Consider the following 20,115-nt stretch of genomic DNA (forward strand, 5'->3'; position numbering starts at 1 on the left):
CGTTAGAAAATAAAAAGGTGTGATATACCCTAAATAGCGTCTCCGGTGATCGTTAGAAAAACCAAGCTCCCTGGTGCCCTCTCAGCATCTTAAACATTTCCAATCTAACTTCCTCCACATCTATCAAAAAAATAACAGAGCCCGATAACCGTCATACATCTCGCATCTCGTACTGTGAGATTATGTCTACACTACTCGTATACCGCGGTCTTCCCTTCCAAGTGAGGAAAACAGAAATTATCCTCTCTAAAAATCCAAAAAGGCATTTCATCAAGTCATATATGACTGATGAAACACCCTTCTTTACATTACCAATCTCTCTTGAATGTAATGTGCCTTTCAAAAGAACGTTCGTTTACAGTTTAACGGAGAGGACAGAAATAGCCTAAAGAAGCGGAGCGTTCGCCTTTATCACCGGATTATACCTTTATAGAGGGTAATTCACAAAAAATCCGGGGATAACAGCGATCAGAAGGGTATTCTGTCCTCGTAGTGCCACGTGTAAACACTCATCTTTCTTTGCAGGATAACATCACATTCAACTTTACCTGAACATACCCCACAACTTGATCAAATGAAACGTATTGTTTGGATCAATCTTCTGCGCGATGACAAAAGTGACAAATTGCTCTTCCTGTGCAGGCGAGAAGTTCTCATTCATAATGACTGCCGACGATTTAATGAGCCTGCGCACCTTCGCTTTATCCTGCAGATCGGCCTTCGTTACGCCATCGATCAGCTTTTTAATCCGCTCTTTAACCGCAGGATTTTTCATCTTAAGTTTGATCCGCTCCACCAGCTGCGGACTAATTCCATATTGTTGGTAACCCAAAACGTACAGCACCTCCCAAAAAATGAACTCACTTCTTATTCATATGTCGGGAGGGCTTGTTAAATTGTCACTTTTTACAAAACATGCCTTAAAACACATCCAGCGCTTAATCGATCAGATCACCCTTGAACACCTGCTGTTGCTGAAGAAAATCACGTAGAGGTGTATAGTCAACTGAAGTCCAGAACGTAGCATCCGCAATCAGTGCGGATACATCATCCCGCGCCTGCTCCAGTACGGCGAAGTCTGCTACCATATCGGCCAGTCGGAATTCAGGCAGCCCACTCTGTTTGGTGCCAAAGAAATCACCTGGCCCCCGGAGATCCAAATCACGCCGTGACACCTCGAATCCATCCTCGGTTTCGGTCATGACCTTCATGCGTTCCTGCCCGACCTCTGTCTTCGGATCAGCAATAAGCACACAATAGGATGCATGGGCACCACGTCCAACACGCCCCCGCAGCTGATGCAGCTGGGACAAACCAAAACGGTCTGCGTCCATAATGACCATCAGTGTGGCATTGGGTACATCGACTCCGACTTCTACCACCGTGGTAGATACCAGAAGCTGAATGTCATTGCTATAGAACTCTCGCATCATTTCTTCTTTTTCCGCAGCTGTCATGCGCCCGTGGAGCAGCCCTACTTTGTATTTAGGGAAATTCTGCTGCATCTGTACATGCAGGTCAATCGCATTTTGCACATCCAGCTTTTCCGATTCCTCGATCAGTGGGCAAATCAGATAAGCCTGACGTCCCTGATCTACCTCTCTCGAAATAAAACCGAGCACTCGCTCCATCATGTCGTGCTTCACCCAGTACGTGGAGATCGGAATTCGCCCCTTCGGCCGCTCCGATATCGTCGACACCTCAATATCGCCAAATGCCGTAATCGCAAGCGTCCGCGGAATAGGTGTTGCGGTCATCGTTAATACATCCGGATTATACCCTTTACGTCTCAAAACGCTGCGCTGATTCACCCCGAAGCGATGCTGCTCGTCCGTCACCACAAGGCCCAGCTCCCGGAAAAAGACATCTTCCTGAATCAGGGCGTGTGTGCCCACCACAATATCCAGCATTCCCATCTGCAAGGAGGCGATCAGATCTTTCCGTTTGCGTCCGTTTACACTGCCCGTTAACAGACCCACCGTCACACCAAAAGGCTCAAACAGCTTCTGCAAGGATCGCATATGCTGTTCCGCCAGAATCTCAGTTGGCACCATAAGTGCCCCCTGAAAGCCGGAGCGCACCGTCGTATAAAGTGCAATGGCTGCGATCACCGTTTTACCAGAACCTACATCGCCTTGCAGCAACCGATTCATCGCATAGGGTGAACGCATATCATGCAATATTTCAAGTTCCACCTTCTTTTGCGCATCTGTCAACTCAAACGGCAAACTACGTACAAACTCTCGAATCGTCGTATTGTCCGTTGTATGTACCATGCCATCCATTCGGTTTCGATTTAACGCACGAAACGCCTGCATTTTAAGTTGGAACAAAAATAACTCCTCATAGACCATGCGCTGTCTGGCTCGCTGACCTTCCTGATTATCTTGCGGACGGTGAATACCGGCTATTGCCTGCTTGCGTGGCATCAGATTATATTTTTTAATCAATGCCTGCGGTAAAATCTCCGGAATCATCTCACCGTACTGAGTCAGCCCCTGGTTAATCGTCTTGCGCATCCATTGCTGCGTGACCTTGCCCGTGACGGAATATACCGGTTGCAGTGTGCCTGAACGTCCATCGCCTTTATCCGGGAATTCCGAATCAGATACGGTAAGCTGCATACGCTTTTGTTCCCATTTCCCTGTAAGCACAATTTCCCGGTTGGGCGTAAGCTGGTCCTTGAGAAAATGGCGGTTAAACCACGTTGCCGTAATCATCCACTCTTCCGTCATAATCTTGCAAGTCAGACGGGACTTTTTACCATAACGTTGCAACACTGGAACACCCATAACCTGACCTTGTACCGTAATTTTGTCTCCGTCTTTTACCTCACTAAGCGAACGCAGACGATAATCTTCATAACGAAACGGATAATACTCCAGCAAGTCTTTCACACTAGAGATGCCAAAGGCGTGAAGCTCTCCCTCTTTGAGAGCACTCACGCCGTTAATTTGCTTGACTGATATTTCTTCCAAGTTCATATCTAATCCCTCATTCCGGAACAGGCCACATAAAGATAGCAATAACACCGGGCCCCACATGACTGCCAATAACGGCCCCGATATTCGTATAGATCACTTCATTCAATGTAAAATGACCTCGTAACTGTTCCGCACAAGCCTCTGCTGACGCGGGGTCGGCCGTATGACCTACCGCCAGATTGACTCGCTTTCCAGCCAGATCCCTCTGGAACAGTTCAATAATACGTGCCATAGCCTTTTTATGACCTCTGACTTTCTCTACGGCGTAGATTACGCCTTCTTCATCGATAGACAGGATCGGTTTGATATTTAACAGCGTTCCCAAGATCGCTGAGGCTTTGCCAATCCGTCCGCCTTTCTGCAGATACTCCAGCGTATCCACCAGAAAAAACAGTTTACGGGATTGTTGCATTGCCTCCACAGCAACTGCAATCTCAGCAACAGACTTGCCTTGTTCAGCAAGCTCGGCAGCATGCACAACCATTAGACCATACCCGTAGGAAGCCGATTTTGAATCAATGATTGTTAGATCCGCTTCCCGTTCCAGTAGAGACTTGCCGAGCATCGCCGATTGATACGTACCACTCATGCCCGAAGACAAGTGTATAGATACGATAGGTCGGTCCGGGTTTTCGTCCAGCAAACGCTGGTACACATCCATAAAATCGGTAGGAGAAGGCTGTGAAGTCGTAGGCAGGACTGCGCTCTGCCTTAACTTATCGTAAAACTGCTCCGAAGTCAGTTCCACTCCATCCGCATAGTTTTCTTCCCCAAACAACACGCGCAAGGGAACCACATGTATACCGTATTTACGAACCAGTTCCTCAGGAATATCCGCCGTACTGTCCGTTACAATCGCAACCTTGTGGCTCACAGGCTCTCCTCCTCTTCACATCAAGTGCTATCATGCATGTTTAACAAGTCATTCGTCCAGCGTCTAAAATCGATAGTGATTGGCTTGTGAAACAACCGCAATTAGGACTCTACAGAGAACAGATAATAGTACACGGGCTGTCCTCCCTGATGTACCTCGACTTCCGCGTCAGGATACTGCTCTTCCAGCCATGCAACAAGAGAAGAAGTAATCTCAGCGTCAGCCTCTTCCCCCTCAAGAACCGTAACCACTTCATCTCCGCTCTCCATCATCTGCCCAAGCAGACCTTCACAAGCATGAAGCATGCTCTCATCTGTCGCAACAATTTTGGAGTTATAGATCCCGATATAATTTCCGGCTTTGATATCCAGTTCATCATATTGTGTATCCCGAACGGCATGTGTCACTTGTCCGGACTGCACGCGGCTAATGGCCTCCAGCATCTGTTCACGATTCGTTTCCGCAGACTCATCCTCTTGGAAAGCAAATGCCGCTGCCATCCCTTGTGGAATCGTCTTGCTCGGGATAACGGTAATCCGACGCTCATCCTCCAGCAATTCACGAGCTTGTTCAGCTGCAAGAACGATGTTGGAGTTGTTCGGTAAAATAAAGATTTGATCCGCCGCAATCGAACGAACGGCTTTTACAAAGTCTTCTGTGCTTGGGTTCATCGTCTGACCACCAGACATCACCACATCTACACCCAGACTTTTGAAAATTTCCGCAATGCCGTCACCGGAAGAAACCGCAATAAAGCCATATGGTGCCATTTCATCAGCCGGAAGCACCGCTTCTTCCAATGTGCTTGTCTTCTCATGCGGAATGTCAGCAAAGAGATCAGGTGAAGCTGCAATATCCATGCCTGCGCTCAGCAGGTCCCGGTGCTGTTCACGCATATTGAGAATATGAATCTGTGTAATCTCTCCATACTTCAAAGCCAGATTTAATACATCACCAGGTGTCTTGGAATGCACATGCACCTTAATCACTTCATCGTCTGCAATGATGATGATCGAATCTCCATTTATTGACAACGATTTACGGAACAACTCTTCATCAAATGTTGCTCCTGCATTCTCACCAAGCTCACGATTGATGAAAAACTCCATGTCGTACAGGAATTCAATATCTTCTGTTTCCAATCTTGCCTGAGCTGACAAAGGCATCTCGGGCGTAATTACTTGTGCCGCCTTCGTTGCAACTGGCTCGATTGCAGGCGTTTTCACCGGTGTTGCTACTGAAGAAGCAGATTCTTTTTGCAGTGAGGCACGTGAACTACCGTCTGTTTTCAATAGCACGTCCATAAAACCTTCATAAATATATACAAGACCCTGACCACCCGAATCCACTACACCAACCTGCTTTAAAACAGGCAGCAACTCTGGAGTCATAGCCAGCGCTTCTTTTGCTTTTAATAGAACTTCATTCATTAATTCAGTGATATCATTCGTCCGTCTTGCGTAGTAGCTGGCATGTTTAGCCGCTTCTTTAGCTACGGTAAGAATGGTTCCCTCCACAGGTTTAACTACAGCTTTGTATGCTGCGTCAACACCATTTTGCAGGGCGGCTGCGAATTGAATCGTATTCAATTCTTCATAAGGAGCTGCTGAACGGCTGAATCCACGGAACAATTGGGATAAAATAACCCCTGAATTTCCGCGCGCGCCCATAAGCAAGCCCTTCGACAGTATTGCGGCAGCTTCTCCGATGGAAGCAGAGCTCTTTCTTTTGATCTCTGCAACACCAGCAGTCATTGTCAAATTCATATTTGTTCCCGTGTCACCATCCGGCACAGGGAAAACATTCAGGGAATTGACATGTTCTGCGTGCTGCCCTAGTTGTTCCGCTCCGGCGAGAACCATTGCGGTGAAATCTGTTCCATTTAAAGAACGTATACTCAAGTGAGAATTCCCCTTCCTAGCTTGATACACGAACAACTTGCACCAAGAATCAATTTGGTCTGTTCATGCGCTAACGCGGCTGCGTTATTCTTCGTCCATACCTTGTCCGGCACAGGCATATAATACAACATGTCAGCCGGATAAACGGTCTGGGCGGCCGGGCTACCAATATCCTGCATTCTCTGCAACCCGTTATGCGGGCATAGGGATATGCACCGGTATCAGAAGCCGACATGAATGCCGCATGGAGACTGGTGCCAATGATGGAATGCCGCATCTCACAGCGTTGCCAAAAAAGCAAACCTCCAACCTCTACGTACGTTTTTTTCTCCGGCTTCCCGCGGCAACAGCCTATTCATGGCTGTATTATGGACTATTCAACATTGTACTATATTAGACAAGAGAAATAAATAAAGTTTTTGGATCAGTTGACGAAGCTTTTTTGATTATGATATTATATTTAAGTATTGTTTTATGCAGGTTAAGTAATGGAAATGATCCGGCCATGCCGGCTTGAACAACCCATTAGCTACTGAAGCCTGACCTTTAGGATCAGGTAAGAACAATTAAGTCCTTATGGAATGACGTTTGTCTCTCCCAAAGGCACTGGTTATTTTAGGATAGGAGGTGTAATCTATGTCTCGCAAATGTTATGTGACAGGTAAGAAACCGGGCACCGGTAACCACGTATCCCACGCTAACAACCGTAACCGTCGTTCTTGGGGCGTAAACGTTCAGAAGGTTCGTATTCTCGTGAACGGCAAACCAAAACGTGTATACGTAAGCACCCGTGCACTGAAAGCCGGTAAAGTGACTCGCGTATAATCACGCAAAGCTACTATAAATCGGGTAAGCAAAAAGCACCTTGTTCCTTGCAGGTGCTTTTTTGGTGTTCCAAAAAGCACATGTCCAACACACAGGAATGGCCGCCGCATGGCACATCATACAGATCTGGTTCTCCAGATGAGCGTGGAGCCAAAACGGCGGTATTCGACTAACTGTGCTGTTAATCAGATCAGTTCTTTTGAAACGTATTCAGGATCGCCTTTACAAACCCTCCCAAAAACTTCGGCAGTTTGAATGTGTAAAATTTCATACTTCACCCTCCCCATCATGCTCATGCATCCGCCGTATCCTATGCTTCAGGCCTTTTTCACCCAAACACGACAAAAAAGGCTACATGAGAAACCTGCTCATGTAACCATATTTATGCGGAACCTGCTGTCCCTATTCCACAATGACAAGCCTGAGATCAGCCCATTTACGTTTGAGTAGGGATGTACTGATAAACAGCGATCATAAAAACACTCATGAGATAATACAGTATGCTGAAAATGACAAAAGTAATCCGATGTCCCTTCCGGTCAAACTTTCGGAAATACATGATAACTACGGCAACCCCAATTAATGACGTGAGCGCATTAAATGGAGCATGGAGAACTGAAAACAGTGCAAGCACCAAGCCCGTAATCATGCTTCCCGCCATTGTCAGCAATGTCTCTTTAAAAGTCATGAATTAACCCTCGTAACTGCTACGAATCTCGGCAATGGCAGCAGCGCGGTCTTCACGTCCGAATACGGCACTGCCAGCGACCAGAACATCAGCACCAGCTTCCACAACGAGTGGAGCTGTATCTGCAGCAATACCACCGTCTACCTCGATATGTACGTCATGACGTCCTCTTTCGTTCAGCCATGTACGAATCTGCTTGATTTTGTTCATCGTACCGGAAATAAATGCTTGTCCGCCAAAACCAGGATTCACCGTCATGACAAGAACCATATCTACATCGTCCAGTACTTCCTGAATTGCACTTGCTGGAGTACCAGGATTAAGAGCAACGCCTGCCATAATTCCCTGCTCTTTAATGAGATGAATGACACGGTGCAGATGCACGCACGCCTCAGCATGAACTGTAATCACCGCTGCGCCGGCTTTAGCGAACTCTTCCACGTACCGTTCCGGATTCTCAATCATTAGATGAACGTCAAGCGGCAATGTTGTATGAGGTGCAATGGCCTTAACAATAGCAGGACCGAGTGTAATATTAGGAACGAAGTGCCCGTCCATAACGTCAACATGAATCCAATCTCCGCCTGCTGCTTGTGCTTCGGCAACCTCTGCACCTAATTTGGCGAAGTCAGCCGATAATATTGATGGGGCAATTTTAATCATATTAATACCTCCGCTTCTTATCTTTCATTTCTGTCAGGAACTGAACATAATGCTGATATCGACTTTCGGAGACCAGACCTTCCTCCTTGGCTGTCAGCACTTTACAACCTGGTTCATGCGTATGTGTACAACCACGGAACTTACACTGATCAGCAAACTGGGCAAACTCTCGGAAACATGTGGATAATTCCTCCACACCAATCTCCAGAAAGTCCAACTGGCTGAATCCCGGTGTATCCGCAACAAATCCGCCATTATCGAGTGGAATGAGTTCCACATGTCTGGTCGTATGTTTACCGCGCCCAAGACGCATGCTGATTGCACTCGTCTCTAGGGTGAGTCCTGGCATCAATGCGTTCAGCATCGATGATTTGCCAACACCAGACTGACCGGAAAACACGCTGATCTTGCCCGCAAGGCGTTCTCTAAGCAGCTCACTGCCTTCTCCAGTCCTTGAACTGGTCGAAATAACCTCATACCCTATCTGCTCGTACATTGTCTTCACTTCAGCCACGATATTCCGATCCTCAGCTTCTGGATCAATCAAATCCTGTTTCGTCAGCACGATAAGGGCATCAAGTCCAGCTTGCTCAATATGCACGAGGAACTTATCCAGGAGATTCAGGTTCATATCGGGCTCTTTGACCGAAAATAGCAAAACAGCCAAGCTGACGTTTGCTACAGGCGGACGAATTAACTCGGTCTCTCGCTTGTGAATCTCATCGACGGTTCCTTCCCCATTCTCCGTGAGCATGTAGCTTACACGGTCACCAACAAGCGGAGAAGTGCCTCTTTTGCGAAAAATCCCCCTGGCTCTGCATTGAACGGCGGAACCTTCAACCGAAGGAGCCCCGTTGTCTTCTACCGGCATGACATAGTAGTAACCACTTAATGCTTTAACGATGATACCTTCTGGCACAGCTCCGTCGCCCTCCTTCAGATGAGTAATATTCTTTCCTTACGTCAGCATAAGCCGTCCTTATGGACGGCCTGATGCGTTGATAACTCCTTTTTTCTTATCGTCTTTATGCTTTCCTGGGCCTTTATCTGTCTTCATTGCTGAAGTGTCGCCTTCCTGATTATCCCCTTCTCCATCAGCCGGGGTGGAGTCAGGTTCTTTTTCCTGACCATTATCTACGCTGCCTTCATTGTCGCCATTCCCTGGATCAGGGGTATTGGCTGGCGGTGCTTGCGTGTTCTGTTCAGGGTCGATGGAAGGTACATTCACTGTACCGTTCTTCGCTTCACTGTAAGACACAACATACGTATCCAGGAATTTACCATCACGATAAACGGATACAGCGCCATTTTCATTCGGTGCGAGCACAAGCGGTATCGTCAGGACTTGAGCGGAATTGATCGTGCGTGTGCCCCACTCCTGATTTTTGCCGCGTGCATCTTCATAGGTGATGCGAATTTTACTATTTTTCCCCACTTCTTTTGGTGATACGTTGATATTAAAAGGATACTGCAGTGCCTCAGGAGGGTACCCTGTGCTGATAAAGATCGTAATTTTGTCGCCAGGGCTAACATCCGTCCCAGCTTCCACAGGCCATTGTTGGGTTACTTTACCCTGTTCTACCGTATAACTGGACTCTTCCTGTACCTGTCCGAGCACCAGTCCCTTTTCTTTCAACATTTGTTCCGCTTCACTGCGCGTATGATTTTTCAGATCAGGCATTTTGACCGTTTCAGTTCCCTTGCTTACGGTTAACTCAATCTCAACAGCTTCAGGATCAAATTCTTCATTTACACCAGGCGTCTGGGCAATGACGGAACCTGAAGGCACTTCATTGGAGAAATCGTCCTTACGCTTGATTTGGTCTTCCTTAAGACCAAGCGCAGTCAACTTTTTGACCGCTTCAGCATAAGGCTCCAGCTTAACATCAATCATTTTCACCAATTCTTTTTCCGCGCCAACACTTAGCTGAACCTCAGTACCTTTTTTGACCACATCGCCTTCATTCCTGCTCTGGTCAAAGACAATGCCTGGGTCTACATTTTCTTTGTATTGTCGAATGACTTCATTGCTCACCACCAAACCCTGTTCCTCCAGTAGTTGGCGGGCTTTTTCTTCTGTCTGATTGACTACGTTAGGCACCGTTACCTCAGGTACGACAAGCATACCTTTGACATACCATACCACTCCGACCATGGCGATCAGAATAAGAACCGTCAAGGATATGATAAGCGTTGGTTTTTTCCAGTTTTTCTGCTTCGGTTTACCTGCGTTTTGTTCCTGATCTGTTTCCATTACAGGTACTGCTCCAGTAGACTTCATTCCACGCGGTTCCGGTTTGATGGCTGGCATTACGCGCGTCTGATCAATGTCATCCTCATCCGGAAAATCAACCTTGGACTCATTGCGGCGCTCTGGCATGAGACATGTTTCCAGATCATGCTGCATTTCTTTCGCAGATTGATATCGCTCCTGCGGATTTTTACGCATGGATTTCAGAATGACATTTTCCACACTTTGCGGAATGAGCGGATTGAATTTGCGTGGTTCATCAAACTCTTCCTGCAAATGTTTCAAGGCTACACTAATCGGACTTTCCCCGAGAAATGGAAGCTGTCCTGTAAGCATTTGATAAAGTACAATTCCAAGAGAATATAAGTCCGACTTCTCCCCAGTCACAATACCCTTGGCATGCTCTGGTGAGAAATAATGCACTGAGCCCACGACAGAGCCAGTCTGTGTGATCGTTGTAGAGGTAACAGCACGCGCGATCCCGAAATCTGTTACTTTTACCCGGCCATTCCGGCCAATTAATATGTTATGCGGTTTAATGTCCCGGTGAATAATCTGATTATGATGGGCGTGATCCAGTGCATCCGCGATCTGAGAAGCAATGTGTACCGCTTCGTCGACCTGCAAAGGCGCCCGTTCCTTAATAATTTCATTTAGATTTTTGCCTTCAACGTACTCCATAACAATATAATGAACGTCATCTTCCTGACCCACATCATAGATGCTGACGACATTCGGATGTGAGAGCGATGCAGCTGATTGTGCCTCTCTCCGGAAACGGCGAATAAACTCTTCATCATGAACAAACTGTTGTCTAAGCACTTTAATTGCCACATTTCGGTTTAAGAGCAAATCCTGGGCTTTGTAAACCAGAGCCATGCCGCCACCACCGACACGCTCAATGACTTCATAGCGTCCGCCTAGCTGATGCCCAATCATGACTCACACCCCGTTTCCACTTGTGGGGCGTCTTGCTGCTGAGGCTCAAATAAAGCGACAGTGATATTATCGTCTCCTCCAGCAAGCAATGCCAGCTGTAGCAGTCGATCTGCACGATCTTCCAGTGGAAGGTCAAGATTGCCTGCAACCTGAATAATCTGCTCATTGCTGACCAGGTTACTGAGTCCGTCACTGCAGAGAAGCAGTACTTCCCCCTCTTCCAATCGAACAGCGTCCATATCCACCTTCACTTCAGCATCTGTGCCAAGTGCACGGGTAAGCACATTGCGACGTGGATGGTGAGATACGTCCTCCTTGCTAATCTGACCATTTTTGTACAATTCATTCACCAGTGTGTGGTCTTCGGTCAGCTGGAATACTTCCTTACCTGCAATTTTGTATGCACGGCTGTCCCCGATATGTCCAATCACACCTTCCGCATCATTTAACAGAGCGGCGACAACTGTCGTCCCCATATTATGATACTTATCGTCCGTGGATGCTGTGCGGAATATGACTTCATTCGCATGAAGAATCGCATCGCTAAGCGCAGCTGACAGGGAGGCATGGGACAAACCTGGCTCAAGTGTTGCCAGATCCTGTACCAACGTCTCCACTGCAAGGCGGCTTGCCGTATCACCAGCAAGATGTCCACCCATGCCGTCTGCAACGATTCCCAGAATATATCCTGTATCCAGATTCCGAATCCAGGCTGAATCTTCATTCACCGAACGTACTCGTCCGATATGGCTCACATGAACTGTTTTGATCAAAACGCTCTCACCTCAACTCCATATGCTTTGCACGAAGCTGGCCGCAAGCGGCAGCAATATCATGTCCCTGTTCACGGCGAATCGTTACATTAACTCCCTGTTCCGAGAGAATTCTCTGGAAGTTAAAAATATCACTTCTTGATGTTCTAACATATTTGCGCTCAGGCACATGGTTAACCGGGATCAGGTTGACATGGCATAACATGTTTTTGAGCACACTTGCCAGTTCTGCCGCATGCTCCGGCTGATCGTTTACACCGCCGATCAATGCGTACTCAAACGTAATTCTTCGGCCTGTCTTGGCCAGATAATAACGGAGAGACTCCATCACATCATCAAATGGGAAACGACGGTTCACCGGCATCAGTTTCGAACGCAAGGCATCATTTGGTGCGTGAATCGAAATAGCCAGATTGATTTGCGTCTCTTCATCTGCAAACTTGTAGATGTTCGGCACGATTCCACTTGTAGAGACAGTGATATGACGCTGACCAATGTTCAGACCTTTTTCGTGAATCATAATCCGTAAAAACGTCATCGTTGCTTCATAGTTTTCAAATGGTTCACCCGAACCCATGATCACGATGCTGCTGACACGTTCACCGCGCTCATCCAGAATTTTCTGAGCCTGTACAACCTGAGCAACGATCTCCCCGGCTGTCAGGTTACGTTTCAGTCCCCCGAGCGTGGATGCACAGAACGTACAACCAATCCGGCAACCAACCTGTGTTGTTACACAGATGCTGTTCCCGTAGTTATGTTTCATAATAACCGTTTCAATCGCATGATCATCATGTAGACCAAATAGGAATTTCACCGTGCCATCCTTGGACTCGAACTTCGTAATTTCCTTAAGAGTTACGAATTCAAACTGCTCTGCGAGCTTCTCGCGTAGCGTCTTGGAGAGATTTGTCATTTCACTAAAATCATTAACACGTTTCACATAAATCCAGTCAAAGATCTGACCGCCGCGAAACGCTGGTTCCCCGTTCTCCACAGCCCATTGCTGCAGTTGCTCCAGGGAAAAATCGTATATAAAAGGTTTCATTTTGTTTTCAACACCTATTCCTTTTTTCTTTTCATTTGCACTTCTTTTGCTTTCCATCGTTTTACTGCATTCGTCCTATTCTATCACAAACGGCACTTTACATCCATGTATACCCTGGAGACCCGTTCTTCATGCATTATAACATTTCACTGTTACCATCGCATCCTGACATCGTTTTATAAACGAGTTAGTAATCACCAAGTGGCCTCTCACAAAGAAATCCGCCGAGGGTTTTCCTCGGCGGCCTTCCTTTAGTGCTCTATTAAACGTTTAATTGACCGTTCTTGTCAACCTTGCGATGTAGAAACCGTCACTGTGAGCGTATTGTGGCAAAATCTGAACACCACCATTCACAGCCTTCCATTCCCTGCTTCCTGGCTGTGACCATGCGGATGTTTCGATAGCCTTATACTCTGGGTGACGATCCAAAAAGTCCGCTACCATATCCTCGTTCTCTGCCGATTCAATGGTACACGTGCTGTATACCAAAATGCCACCCGGTTTGAGCAATGGCGCAACACAATCCAGAAGTTCTCGTTGCAGACTGGAGATGTCTTCGATGTCGGATGAGGATTTAGTCCACTTCACATCCGGCTTGCGACGAATGACCCCTAGACCTGAGCAAGGTGCATCCAGCAAAATCCGGTCAAACGAAGACTCGGCATATCGCTTGTCTAGATCAAGCGCATCCCCGGTTACCGCATCAATGCAGCTTAATCCAAGACGTTCAGCCTGATCCAAAATAAGCTCGCGTTTATGTGCATGAACATCGTTAGCTATGATACGTCCACGGTCCCGCATTTTCTCTGCTATATGAGCTGTCTTGCCGCCAGGCGCTGCACAACAATCCAGCACGTTTTGTCCCTCTTCCGGCGCTACGGCTTCAGCGACCAGCATAGAACTTTCGTCCTGAACCGAGAAAAGCCCATCCCGGTACCAGGACGTTAGAGCCATATTGCCGCCGCTTCGAACCAGAATGCCATCTGGGCTAAGATGCGAAGCTTCAACCACAGCCCCAGAGCTTACCATCTCCTCCATCAGCTTGTCCCGTGTTGTCATCGTCGTATTCACACGTATACTCACTGCTGGAGGTTCATTATTCGCACGACAGATGGCCTCAGTTGTCTCTTCCCCATATTGAGCAATCCACCGCTCCACCATCCACAGCGGGTGAGAATGCTCCAGCGAGATCCGTTCAGCAACCGGCAGATGTGAGGGAACATGCAACTGCTCCTTGTTTCGAATCATATTCCGCAGCACACCGTTAACCATACCAGAGATTCCCTGATGACCAAGTTTCTTAGCCAGGTTCACTGCTTCGCTGACGACGGCATGTTCCGGAATTCGATCCAGGTAGATCAATTGATACGCACTGATCCGAAGCAAACTACGCACCCAAGGCTGTAACTTTGTTGTTCCTTTGGCAACAAAACGCTCCAGATAATAATCCAGCGTGTTTCGCCTTGCAATCGTTCCATACACCAGTTCCGTAGCGAGTCCTGCATCTGCAGAACTAAGATCTGCTTCTTTGAGGCGGCGGTTCAGTTCCAGATTGCTGTATGCTCCGTCCTGCTCCACCGCACTCAGTACCTTGACAGCGAGTGCACGAGCAGATGTCTTCGGTTTCTGCGAACGATCATGAGTCTGGCTTCCCTTGGCAGAAGAACCTTTGCTAGTCTGACGAAGATTCGCGGGGCCTCCTGCGTTTCCGTTGCCTGCTCCTTTGCGTTCTTTTCCTGAAGAATGTCCTGATCTTGAAGTACTCATCGCAGCACCATACCAGGTTTCAATGTTCCACCGCGAGCAAAGTCAGCGGCTTGCATTACTTTTTTGCCAGCGGGTTGTACTTCTGTCAGCCACAAAGAACCATTGCCTGTCTTGATTTCTATGCCTGATTTGTTCAATTGCAACACGGTTCCAGGCTCGGCTTGTCCAGCACTGGAAACAGATGAGGCTTCATTCGCCACCTGATCTGGATTGCATGCTGCCCAAACTTTAAATACCTGTTCATCCCACATCGTGAATGCACCGGAAAAAGGGACAAGACCACGAATCTGATTGAACAATTCACGGGATGTACGATTCCAGTCCATCTTCTCGTCTTCCCGTGTCAGATTACGAGCATAGGAAGCTTCCTCATCATTCTGTGGAACAGCTGTCGTTTCGCCTGCGATCAGACGTGGCATCTCCGCTTGGAGCAACTTGGAGCCGGCCTCACTTAATTTGGCAAACATCGTGCCGGATGTATCTTCATCCGTGATTGGTACTTCCACACGAGAGATCATATCCCCGGTATCCAGACCTTCTGCCATATACATCAACGTGACCCCTGTGACGGATTCTCCGTTAATGATAGAACGTTGTATCGGAGCGCCTCCGCGATATTTAGGCAGAAGAGATCCATGCACGTTCACACAGCCGCGAACCGGCATATCCAACACCGCTTTGGGAAGAATCTGTCCAAATGCGGCAGTGACGATCAAATCCGGTTTCCATTCCGCAAGGCGGGCTACCGCTTCCGGATCACGAAGTTTGACAGGCTGAAACACCGGCAGACCGTGGCGTTCAGCTGCGGCCTTAACCGGTGTAGGTGTAAGCACTTTTTTTCTTCCCTGCGGTTTATCCGGCTGTGTTACCACGCCTACCACATGGTATCCTTCCGCCATCAACATATCCAGAGAAGGAACGGCAAATTCAGGTGTTCCCATAAAGACAATATTCAAATCGATCACTCCTTAATTGCGACGCGGTCCAGTTTGCTCTGGGGTAATTTCATATACTTTTTCAGCGATATCTGTGAAGAGCACACCGTCCAAATGGTCAATTTCGTGCTGAAACGCACGGGATAGCAAACCGCTTCCTGTAATAATCAACTCTTTACCTTCACGATCGAGGCCTTTAACGGTCACTGTCTCAAAACGACGAACATCACCGTTAATTCCAGGAATACTCAGACATCCTTCAGGTCCGAACTGTTCTCCTTCACTGGAAATGATCTCCGGGTTAATCATTTTGATCAGCCCTTGCTCATCTCCTGCATCAATCACAATCAAACGTTTCAAAATACCGACTTGCGGAGCTGCAAGACCTACCCCTTCTGCGTCGTACATCGTGTCTGCCATATCATCAAGCAACTTTTGCACATTAGGTGTAACTTTGGTAACTTCCTTGGCTCTTTTGTGAAGCACCTCATCTGGTTCTTTAACGATAATACGAATCGACATGTTGTAAGCACCTTCCCAATTCTCATCATAGTTTCTAGTCAATAATCTCTATTTCGTTGTTCATTTAATCTATGTTTATACCGCTTGTTCACATCCACATTTTCGCATCAAAATGCTATAAAATGTCTACATTAACATCTGCGGATCTACATCAAGGCTAATGAGCAGCTTCTGGGCCTGAACATCATCGTCCATGTGCCGGGCCGTTGCCAGAGCCAGACCGATGGCATCCACATCCCCACGCCATTTTATCATACATTGGAATCGGTATCTATTCTTGATCCTTGGAATTGGAGAAGCTACAGGCCCAAGCACATCAAAGGCTTCGTTACTGAAACGGTCCAGACTGCCCAGCCATCCAGCAGCATTCGCCTTTTCTTTCAGCAATCGGGTATAGTTTTCAGCCAATCGAATCAGTACAGGAAGTTGTTCATGGGAGAAGGTTACCAGAATCAGACGACAGTATGGCGGATACTGTAAATTTCTCCGATGTAGCAATTCCTCCTTCACAAAGGATACATAGTCATGCTGGCTTGCATGTCCAATGGAGTAGTGTTCTGGCGTGTAAGACTGTACAAATACTTCACCCGGTAATTGATGACGACCCGCTCGGCCTGCCACTTGTGTCAGCAGTTGGAAGGTTTTCTCGGCAGCACGGAAATCAGGCAAGTTAAGAGCTGAATCCGCGGTGATGACTCCAACGAGAGTCACATCAGGGAAATCGAGCCCCTTGGCAACCATCTGGGTTCCAAGTAACACATCGGCTTTTTTCTCCCGAAACTGTTTTAACAGCTTCTCATGCGCGCCTTTCTCCGTTGTTGTATCCACATCCATACGGATTACCCGTATCCCTGGAAACAGCTTGGCCAGTTCCTCTTCAACCCGTTGCGTTCCTGTACCAAAGTAGCGAATATGCTCACTTCCACAATCCGGGCACGTTTCGGGCGCCGCTTCTGCATACCCGCAATAGTGGCAGCGTAAATTGTTGGAACGCTGATGATATGTCAAAGAGATGTCACATTCAGGACAGCCCGCCACATAGCCACAGCTCCGACACATCACAAAGGTTGAATATCCGCGCCGATTCAGCAGCAGAACCGTCTGTTCTCCGCGCTCCAAGCGCTCTTCCAACCCTTTGTGTAACGCTCTGCTGAACATGGAACGATTGCCATCCTTCAGTTCTTCACGCATATCGATGATTCTTACAGCCGGCAGATTGTTGCCAAGCGCCCTTGTAGGCATTTCAAGCAAGAGAGGAGCAAAATCATCATTGCTTTGCGAACGCGCAGCATAATAACTTTCCAACGAAGGGGTAGCCGAACCCAGAACCACCACGGCCTGATGTTGTTGTGCTCTTTTGACAGCTACATCACGCGCATGGTATTTCGGCGTTTCTTCCTGTTTATAGGAAGTCTCATGTTCTTCATCCATAATAATCAGTCCCAGACGGCTGAATGGAGCAAATACCGCAGAGCGGGCACCAATCGCAACTTTCACCTGACCCTCCCGGATTTTACGCCATTCATCATAACGTTCACCGCCGGAAAGACGACTGTGCATGACCGCAACCTGATCACCAAAACGTCCTTTGAAGCGCTCCACCATCTGTGGAGTAAGAGCAATCTCGGGCACCAGCACGATGGCCTGTCTGTCCTGATTGATGCACTGTTGAATCGTCTGCAGATATACTTCCGTTTTACCACTTCCGGTAACACCATGCAAAAGAAATACACCATGACGCTGTTCCTGCAACCGACCGTTGATACTGCTGTATACGCCTTGTTGCTCGTCTGTCAATTTCAGTGGTTCTGTCGGTTTAAAACGTCTTCCCTGATACGGATCGCGGAATACTTCCACGTCCTCTGTTACAACCAAGCCTTTTTCCTCAAGCCCCTTAATCGTTGCTGCCGAAACTTGAAGCGTAGACAATACTTCCTTCAAAGGCATGGGCAGCAAATCCTTCATCTCCAGCAAAAAAGAAAGAATTTCCTTCTGCCGTTGTGCTTTTGACGGGAACGAAGACAACGCTTCTTCCGCGACAGCGATATCCACAGCCAGATTCACGGACTTCATCGTTTTTTTATTCAGCTTATCCTTAATCGCCTGACTTTCCAAAAGCACACCGCCGAGCAACAGCTTTTTGATCAAGGCTGCATGGTTGGGGTATTTTCGGCTTAATTGTTGCAGCGGAACCTGCCCCCGGCTTTTGACAAAACGGATAATATCCTGCTGTACCTTTTCGGTTGTCGATTCCTCTCCCCACATAAACAGAACGTCCTCGTTAGAAGATTCACCTCCAACATGTCCATCTAGTGCATCTCCTAGTGAAATGTAGCGCTCCGCTTTTCCTTTCAGCGCGGTTGGCACCATCACTTGCAAGGACAAAATCCGATTGCTCGCATATCGCTCGCTCATCCATTCCGCCAGTTCCACCAGATCCTTCGATAGTGGCGGCACGATATCCAGTAGCTCCTGAATAGGTTTTAGCTTAAATGATTCTTCTCCCGTACGGGGAACCAGATCAACGACGAACCCTTGCACGGTGCGATGTCCAAAAGGTACACCTACCCTGCTCCCCACCTCAATCCATTCCTTCATGGAGTCGGGCACCAGATAATCAAAAGGCCGGTCGGTCTGCTTCACAGGCACATCGACAATGACCTTGGCAATCTCCATCTTCTAATTCCTCCCGGCAATGCGCTCCGCCGCAATTCGGAGCAAACGATGTGCCACTTCTTCCTTGGACATCAGCTCAAGCTCCTCTACCAACCCATCACGGTCATAAATATGCACCGCATTGGTGTCTGTTCCAAATCCTGCTCCCGAACGGGTGACATCATTGGCTACGATCAGATCACAATTTTTCCGTTCCAGTTTCTCACGTGCATACATCTCGAGTGACTGGGTCTCGGCAGCAAAACCAATCAAATACTGATGGGTTTTCCGTTTACCCAGCGTCTCCAAAATATCTATATTTTTCACAAGTTCGAGCGACAACGTGTCGCCTTTTTTCTTGATTTTTTCCATGTAAACTTCTTTCGGGCGATAATCCGCGACAGCGGCTGCCTTAATGACGATATCCGCACCATCCCACTCACGGGATACTGCCTCATACATGTCCTCGGCAGACTGTACAGGTATGATCTCTACATTTTCTGGCGGCTGTGCCTGTGTATTCCCCATAACAAGCTTCACATCAGCCCCAAGATCACGCGCTGCAGCGGCGATCGCAAATCCCATTTTCCCGGATGAATCATTTGTAATATAACGAACCGGATCAATGCGTTCGATCGTACCACCAGCGGTAACTACGACCTTTTTACCATTTAAGAGCGCATCCTGCACTAACATCCGACTTTGTAAAGACTCCTGAATCTCTTCCTCCGCACCACTCTGTGCAAAAAAACGCTCTACCACATCCACAATGGTCTCCGGTTCTTCCAGGCGCCCCTTGCCTACATATCCGCAAGCCAGAAGTCCTTCACCCGGTTCAATCATTAATGTGCCCCGTTCAGCCAGCAGATTCATATTGTGTTGCACCGCCGGATGATCATACATGTGCACATTCATGGCAGGAGCAATCATCACTGGTGCAGTAGTAGCAAGCAGGGTCGTAGTTAGCATATCGTCAGCCATCCCGTGTGCCATCTTGGCAATGACATTCGCTGTTGCCGGAGCGACCAGCACCAAATCAGCCATGTCTGCGAGATTAATATGAGAGACCACCGCTGGCTCACGTTCATCGAATGTATCTGTATATACTGCGTTTCGGGTCAACGTTTGCAGCGTTAATTCGGTAATAAACTGTGTCGCCGAAGCGGTCATGATGACGTGAACATCCGCTCCCTTTTGCACCAGTTTGCTGCATAATGTTGCTGCTTTATAAGCTGCAATGCCCCCTGTTACGCCAAGCACGATTTTTTTACCGTTCAACATGTTCAATAT

Annotated in this window: 18 protein-coding genes; 1 reads left to right on the forward strand and 17 read right to left on the reverse strand. The window is 47.7% G+C overall.

Annotation, left to right across the window (positions count from 1 at the left end; translation table 11 throughout):
• Positions 1-544 precede the first annotated feature (544 nt).
• The 5 genes from ACT89M_RS18935 to ACT89M_RS18955 form a co-directional block, all read right to left on the reverse strand.
• Positions 545-832: a stage VI sporulation protein F gene (locus ACT89M_RS18935; protein ID WP_145331903.1), complete on the reverse strand. Its 288-nt coding sequence runs from the start codon at positions 830-832 to the stop codon at positions 545-547.
• A gap of 106 nt (positions 833-938) precedes the next feature.
• Entirely contained in the window at positions 939-2,984 is a 2,046-nt protein-coding gene (recG, locus tag ACT89M_RS18940) for an ATP-dependent DNA helicase RecG (protein ID WP_154957706.1), read from the reverse strand.
• 10 nt (positions 2,985-2,994) lie between these two features.
• On the reverse strand, positions 2,995-3,858 hold the full coding sequence (locus ACT89M_RS18945) for a DegV family protein (protein WP_154888331.1): 864 nt from the start codon (positions 3,856-3,858) through the stop codon (positions 2,995-2,997).
• 101 nt (positions 3,859-3,959) lie between these two features.
• Positions 3,960-5,759: a DAK2 domain-containing protein gene (locus ACT89M_RS18950; RefSeq protein WP_308723157.1), complete on the reverse strand. Its 1,800-nt coding sequence runs from the start codon at positions 5,757-5,759 to the stop codon at positions 3,960-3,962.
• The gene (locus ACT89M_RS18955) at positions 5,756-5,938 is read right to left on the reverse strand and encodes a hypothetical protein (protein ID WP_090923632.1); all 183 of its coding nucleotides are present in this window, start codon (positions 5,936-5,938) and stop codon (positions 5,756-5,758) included. The genes ACT89M_RS18950 and ACT89M_RS18955 overlap by 4 nt, the downstream gene beginning before the upstream one ends.
• Before the next feature lie 457 nt (positions 5,939-6,395).
• On the opposite strand from ACT89M_RS18955, the gene rpmB reads away from it, so the two are divergent.
• Complete coding sequence (rpmB, locus tag ACT89M_RS18960; RefSeq protein ID WP_024631107.1) at positions 6,396-6,584, forward strand: 50S ribosomal protein L28; 189 nt, start codon at positions 6,396-6,398, stop codon at positions 6,582-6,584.
• 190 nt (positions 6,585-6,774) lie between these two features.
• Here the strand turns inward: rpmB and spoVM are convergent, their stop codons facing one another.
• From spoVM to coaBC, 12 genes are all read right to left on the reverse strand, one after another.
• Positions 6,775-6,855: a stage V sporulation protein SpoVM gene (gene spoVM / locus ACT89M_RS18965; RefSeq protein WP_019424875.1), complete on the reverse strand. Its 81-nt coding sequence runs from the start codon at positions 6,853-6,855 to the stop codon at positions 6,775-6,777.
• Positions 6,856-7,020: 165 nt separating this feature from the next.
• The gene (locus ACT89M_RS18970; RefSeq protein WP_308723158.1) at positions 7,021-7,272 is read right to left on the reverse strand and encodes a hypothetical protein; all 252 of its coding nucleotides are present in this window, start codon (positions 7,270-7,272) and stop codon (positions 7,021-7,023) included.
• A gap of 3 nt (positions 7,273-7,275) precedes the next feature.
• Positions 7,276-7,935 (reverse strand): ribulose-phosphate 3-epimerase, encoded by a 660-nt coding sequence (gene rpe, locus ACT89M_RS18975; protein WP_090923634.1) that lies wholly within the window; start codon positions 7,933-7,935, stop codon positions 7,276-7,278.
• Between the two features lies 1 nt (position 7,936).
• The gene (gene rsgA / locus ACT89M_RS18980) at positions 7,937-8,854 is read right to left on the reverse strand and encodes a ribosome small subunit-dependent GTPase A (protein ID WP_308723159.1); all 918 of its coding nucleotides are present in this window, start codon (positions 8,852-8,854) and stop codon (positions 7,937-7,939) included.
• Positions 8,855-8,914: 60 nt separating this feature from the next.
• Positions 8,915-11,125, reverse strand: coding sequence for a Stk1 family PASTA domain-containing Ser/Thr kinase (gene pknB, locus ACT89M_RS18985; protein ID WP_308723160.1), 2,211 nt, complete (start codon positions 11,123-11,125; stop codon positions 8,915-8,917).
• Positions 11,122-11,898, reverse strand: a complete 777-nt coding sequence (locus ACT89M_RS18990; RefSeq protein ID WP_154888323.1) for a Stp1/IreP family PP2C-type Ser/Thr phosphatase — start codon at positions 11,896-11,898, stop codon at positions 11,122-11,124. Before ACT89M_RS18990 ends, pknB begins: the two co-directional genes overlap by 4 nt.
• Before the next feature lie 7 nt (positions 11,899-11,905).
• Positions 11,906-12,946 carry a dual-specificity RNA methyltransferase RlmN gene (rlmN, locus tag ACT89M_RS18995; protein WP_308723161.1) on the reverse strand — a complete coding sequence of 347 codons (1,041 nt, stop codon included), beginning with the start codon at positions 12,944-12,946 and terminating at the stop codon, positions 11,906-11,908.
• Between the two features lie 270 nt (positions 12,947-13,216).
• On the reverse strand, positions 13,217-14,713 hold the full coding sequence (gene rsmB / locus ACT89M_RS19000; protein ID WP_308723162.1) for a 16S rRNA (cytosine(967)-C(5))-methyltransferase RsmB: 1,497 nt from the start codon (positions 14,711-14,713) through the stop codon (positions 13,217-13,219).
• Positions 14,710-15,669 carry a methionyl-tRNA formyltransferase gene (gene fmt, locus ACT89M_RS19005; protein WP_308723163.1) on the reverse strand — a complete coding sequence of 320 codons (960 nt, stop codon included), beginning with the start codon at positions 15,667-15,669 and terminating at the stop codon, positions 14,710-14,712. Before fmt ends, rsmB begins: the two co-directional genes overlap by 4 nt.
• A 12-nt stretch (positions 15,670-15,681) precedes the next feature.
• Positions 15,682-16,170: a peptide deformylase gene (def, locus tag ACT89M_RS19010; RefSeq protein WP_090923640.1), complete on the reverse strand. Its 489-nt coding sequence runs from the start codon at positions 16,168-16,170 to the stop codon at positions 15,682-15,684.
• A 126-nt stretch (positions 16,171-16,296) separates the two neighbouring features.
• Complete coding sequence (priA, locus tag ACT89M_RS19015; protein ID WP_154983138.1) at positions 16,297-18,846, reverse strand: primosomal protein N'; 2,550 nt, start codon at positions 18,844-18,846, stop codon at positions 16,297-16,299.
• 3 nt (positions 18,847-18,849) lie between these two features.
• The gene (gene coaBC / locus ACT89M_RS19020; RefSeq protein ID WP_308723164.1) at positions 18,850-20,106 is read right to left on the reverse strand and encodes a bifunctional phosphopantothenoylcysteine decarboxylase/phosphopantothenate--cysteine ligase CoaBC; all 1,257 of its coding nucleotides are present in this window, start codon (positions 20,104-20,106) and stop codon (positions 18,850-18,852) included.
• Between the last annotated feature and the right edge of the window lie 9 nt (positions 20,107-20,115).

This window comes from Paenibacillus sp. NN59, from assembly GCF_057597225.1.